Annotated in this window: 3 protein-coding genes; all 3 read left to right on the top strand. The window is 65.0% G+C overall.

What is annotated here, in order from left to right; translation table 11 throughout:
- The first annotated feature begins 83 nt into the window (after positions 1–83).
- Positions 84–1,280: an ABC transporter substrate-binding protein gene (locus AC5JJ6_RS09240; RefSeq protein ID WP_496041756.1), complete on the top strand. Its 1,197-nt coding sequence runs from the start codon at positions 84–86 to the stop codon at positions 1,278–1,280.
- Positions 1,277–2,197, top strand: a complete 921-nt coding sequence (locus tag AC5JJ6_RS09235; protein WP_496041755.1) for a branched-chain amino acid ABC transporter permease — start codon at positions 1,277–1,279, stop codon at positions 2,195–2,197. Before AC5JJ6_RS09240 ends, AC5JJ6_RS09235 begins: the two co-directional genes overlap by 4 nt.
- The coding region (locus AC5JJ6_RS09230; RefSeq protein WP_496041754.1) for an ABC transporter permease subunit at positions 2,190–2,444 on the top strand (255 nt) is incomplete at its 3' end. The genes AC5JJ6_RS09235 and AC5JJ6_RS09230, both read left to right, overlap by 8 nt.

Genomic DNA, 2,444 nt, shown 5'->3' with positions numbered 1-2,444 from the left:
GCTTGCGGAATCAGCGGGATACCGGCAAAAAACGTCGATAAACTCGTGCAGCGAACACGTCCGGACAGGGAGTCCCTCAGATCATGAATTCCGCATCCAGCCGCCTTGGCGCATTTTTGGCGGTGGGCCTCGCCTGTCTCGCCTCTCCGGCCCTTGCCCAGTCCGGTGAAAACAAGCCGGGCGAGATCAAGATCGGCATGATCACCACGTTGTCCGGTCCGGGCAGCGGTCTCGGCAACGACGTCCGCGATGCCTTCGCGCTGGCGGTCAAGGATCTGGGCGGCAGCCTGGGTGGCTTGAAGGCGACCGTGATCGAAGCCGACGACCAGCAGAAGCCCGATGTCGCCAAGCAGTTGGCCGACCGCATGGTCGAGCGCGACAAGGTCGATGTCGTCACCGGCATCATCTGGTCCAATCTGGCCCTGGCCCTGATGCCCAGCCTGGAGCGGGCGGAGGTTTTCTTCCTCAGCCCCAACGCCGGACCGTCGCAACTGGCGGGCAAGCAGTGCAACCCGTTCTTTTTCGGCGTCGCCTATCAGAACGACGGCCAGCATGAGGCCATGGGCCAGCACATGCAGGCCCAGGGGATCAAGCGGGCATATCTGATGGCCCCGAACTACCCGGCCGGCAAGGACGCGCTGACCGGCGTCAAGCGGTTCTTCAAGGGCGAGGTCGTGGGCGAGGTCTACACGACGGTCGGCCAGCTCGACTACGCCGCCGAACTGGCCCAGCTCCGCGCGGCGGCGCCCGACGGCGTCTACATCTTCTATCCCGGCGGAATGGGCATCAACTTCGTCAAGCAGTTCGAGCAGGCCGGTCTTAAGGGCAAGGTGCCGCTGTTCGGGCCGGGCTTCAGCTTCAGCGAGGACTCGCTGCCGGCCATCGGCGACGCGGCGCTCGGCGTCAAGAACACGGCGCAGTGGAGCGGCGATCTCGACAATCCGCAGAACCGGAAGTTCGTCCAGGGGTTCGAGGCCGCCTATAACCGGCTGCCCTCGGTCTACGCGGCCCAGGCCTACGACGTGGCCCTGCTGCTCGACAGCGCGATCCGCAAGACGGGGGGTAACGTCACCGACAAGAACGGCCTGCGCGCCGCCTTGCAGGCGGCGGACTTCAAGTCGATCCGGGGCGACTTCAAGTTCAACGCCAACCACTTCCCGATCCAGGACTATTACCTGCGCGAAGTGGTCAAGGACGATAAGGGACGTTTGACCAACGTGATCCGGGGTACGGTCTTCGAAGACCACGCCGATCCCTATGCCGCCGAGTGCAAGATGTGACCCTGCTTCTGCTGGTCGAGCAGGGGCTCAATGGACTTCAATTGGGAGTGATGCTGTTCCTGATGGCGGCGGGGCTGACGCTCGTCTTCGGCATCATGGACATGATCAATCTGGCGCATGGCTCCTTCTATATGGTCGGAGCCTACCTGACCGCCGCCTTCGCGCCGGTGTTCGACAGCTTCGTGCTGGCGGTGCTCGCCGCCTTGCCGCTGGCGGCTCTGGTCGGCATGGCGGTGGAGGTGGTGGCGCTCAGGACGCTGTATCGGCGAGAACACCTGGATCAGGTGCTCGCGACCTTCGGTCTGATCCTGTTCTTCAACGAACTGGTCCGGATCGTCTGGGGGCCGCAGCCGATCTTCCTGCAACCGCCGCCCTGGCTGTCCGGCACGGTGGAGATCATCCCCGGCGTGCCCTATCCGGCGTTCCGGCTGGCGATCATCGCGGTCGGCTTGGCGGTCGCAGTCTTCCTCTACCTTCTGATCACCCGCACGCGGACCGGCATGCTGATCCGCGCCGGCGCTTCGAACCGGGAGATGCTGGGAGCGCTAGGCGTCGACGTGAAGCGGCTGTACACCCTGGTCTTCGGGTTGGGCGCCGCTCTGGCCGCCCTTGCGGGCGCCATGGCCGGTCCCGTCCTGGCTGTTCAGGTCGGGATGGGCGAGAGCGTGCTGATCCTGACCTTCGTCGTCATCGTTATCGGCGGCCTCGGCTCCGTCCGGGGCGCGCTGGTCGGGGCGCTGCTCGTCGGCATGGTCGATACACTGGCGCGGGCGTTTCTGCCGACGGTGCTGAGGACGATGATGCCGCCTTCCCAGGCCGACGGCATGGGCGCGTCGCTGGCTTCCATGACGATCTATATCCTGATGGCCGCCGTTCTTGCCTGGAAGCCTCGCGGGTTGTTTCCGGCCCATGCGTGACCATCGCCGTGAAACAGTGGCGGTCCTGATCGGGCTGGCCTTCCTGCTGGCATTGCCGTTCCTTGCGGAGGCTGCCGGCAAGGGGTTCTACGTGACCCTGTTCACCCGCATCCTGATCTTCGGTCTGGCTGCCGTCAGTCTCGACCTGATACTTGGCTATGGCGGCATGGTCAGCTTCGGCCACGCCGCCTTCGTCGGGGTCGGCGCCTATGTCGTCGGCATCCTGTCGTGGCACGTCTTCGACGGC

Source organism: Skermanella sp. (genome assembly GCF_059503625.1).
The sequence above is the reverse complement of the archived record's forward strand: the minus strand, read 5'-3'. Positions and strand labels throughout refer to the sequence as shown.

Bases quoted from the DNA above. Each gene is read 5' to 3' on its own strand.
- AC5JJ6_RS09240 (WP_496041756.1), top strand. From the start codon at position 84: ATGAATTCCGCATCCAGCCGCCTTGGCGCATTTTTGGCGGTGGGCCTC.